The organism is Proteus sp. PR00208, assembly GCF_016238545.1.
Classification (GTDB): domain Bacteria; phylum Pseudomonadota; class Gammaproteobacteria; order Enterobacterales; family Enterobacteriaceae; genus Proteus.
This window is the reverse complement of record NZ_JAEHQE010000048.1, coordinates 1-2109: the sequence shown is the minus strand read 5'-3', so window position 1 is coordinate 2109 and position 2109 is coordinate 1. Positions and strand designations below refer to the sequence as shown.

Genomic DNA, 2109 nt, shown 5'->3' with positions numbered 1-2109 from the left:
ACTTAGGCTCATGCGGTGTTTTTCCCACGGAGATAACATTATTTCGCCTTTTTATTTTCAGCCGATGCTTCTTCTGTTACTGCGCTGTTGTCTGTACCGTCAGTGGTTTCGGGTGGTGTTTCTTCGGCATCTTCGCAAACGATATTTTCAACGAGCGCCACACCACGGAAATCTTCAACCACGAAATCCTCATTCACTGACTCGTAGTTTTCGATGCGATCGCGTTTTGCATTATCCAGCACTTGGCGACGACGAGAATCCGCAAGAAAATAAATCGACAAGTTATCAAGACGAGTAATAAAAAAGGCATTTTCAGGAAAGAACGGCGCACGTACAGCAGGTAAACCGCCAATACGTTTCTGACTGATAATGGTATCTGCTGCCAGCTTTTCGCTGTTGTTTTGGTCTTTATTGACCAGTGGGAAGTATTTATCTGCTAATAATTTGCGCCCACAAATCACAACAAGACCGGTATCGTCCTGATATTCTGGATCAATTGCCTTATCAATGGTGTCTTGGACTAACGCATCGAAATTTTGATACGCGCGCCCTTTACCAACATAAACTGGTTTGGCTGTTGTTGTACCGTCTTGCGTGATACTGCCCATCACATGTTCAGGCGCACGTTCGCGTACTTTTTGTAACCAGCCTGAATTCACATCTTGCAGTAAGGGATATTTTTTGCGATCAGAGTTATCGGCGCGGTGCGTACCATTAAAACCAATCATAATGCGGTCTAATGCCTGACGGCGGATAATCGCATCACGGATACGGGTTTGAAAGTCGGTAAACTTCGCCCACATATCAATTTTCGAATATTCCAGATGGGTGTCGTAATTGGTTTTCTGGCAAAGATAGCTGTTCTTTGTCAGCTTAATCGGATCGCTTGTTTCACGGTCTTTTGCTGTTGTGTCAGTGGTTCCCGCAATAGTCGAACCGATACCTAAACCAATGGCTTCACCGACTTGCTCATCAACCGGCACGATATTAATGTGCGTTAAAAACTCCGCCGATTGCTGGATCGTAGTTTCTAATTTTTGAGCCGCAGACGGTTCAATCGGTACTTTGGTATCGCTAAACTCTTGCGCGCTAACACCGTAAATTTTACCGAGTTGCGTCATATACGCATTAAATTTAAAACGAGTTTCTTTTTTCATGGTTTGTTCACTACCTTAGCAATCCGTCAGCACTTCGCCGTTATTTTCGCCACCCGTTGCCGGCGGACGATGTGAGAACGAGGCGTCTGTATTTTCAAATTGGTTTTTTAATTCCGTGAGTTGTTGCGTGAGCGCTTTTACCGCTTCGCTTTGATCGGCGCTTTTTAATGCGGTAATTTCTGCTGAAAGGGTTTGCACTTCTTTGGCGCACAGCTCTACTGCCTGATGCACATCGGTAAATCGCGCATCATCACTGTGTTGTTTTTTAGAAAACATCTCTTTAATGACGCTAAAAAGTCCCGGCTTATCGCTTTCTGGTTTTTCGTCAGTAAATTCGAGATGTGTTTCTTCTGCGGCAGTAAAGACGTTATCTTTGCTTTGTTTGCGCTCTGAAAGTGGGCTACTTTGTGCATTGGCACTAAATTGCAGTATTTCAGTGCCTAAACTCGCGGGGTTATCAGTCACTGCAAGACCGACCAGATAGGCTTCACCGGTATCTGAAAAACTCGGGTTAATTTCGACAGAGGTATAAACTTTTTGACGTTTTTTATTGAGTTCAATTAAATCAGGTGTCGGATTGATCACACCGTATAATGCCAACTTACCTGCCAGTGCCCCTTCTTTGATTTCCTCGGTATACACCGATTCCACATCACCAAAGCGTGGTGCCCATGAATAGTTATAGTGATCGACATTGACCCGCGCACCATAAACCGCGGGATCAAAGTTTTTCGCAATTTGGGTTAACCATTCGCGGTCAACTCGACGCCCGTCCGTTGTCGCCCCTTCAACACAAAGACGAACCGGTTTTGATTTCTTCGACATGCACACTACTCCAGACTGCATCCGTTTATTCGTTGGTCTGTATGTTGTCGGTTAAAAGGGGCGTTAAACAATGGATAAGGTTTGTTTGAGAAATGGCACAAAGGGAATGAAGCGAATCGGTGATCCT

The 2109-nt window shown here is 44.7% G+C and carries 2 protein-coding genes; both read right to left on the bottom strand.

Annotated features, from left to right (window positions below; genetic code table 11):
- Nucleotides 1-38 precede the first annotated feature (38 nt).
- Nucleotides 39-1157, bottom strand: coding sequence for a phage major capsid protein, P2 family (locus tag JEP36_RS17610; RefSeq protein ID WP_198630566.1), 1119 nt, complete (start codon nt 1155-1157; stop codon nt 39-41).
- Between the two features lie 15 nt (nt 1158-1172).
- Entirely contained in the window at nt 1173-1982 is an 810-nt protein-coding gene (locus JEP36_RS17605) for a GPO family capsid scaffolding protein (RefSeq protein ID WP_198630565.1), read from the bottom strand.
- Nucleotides 1983-2109 lie beyond the last annotated feature (127 nt).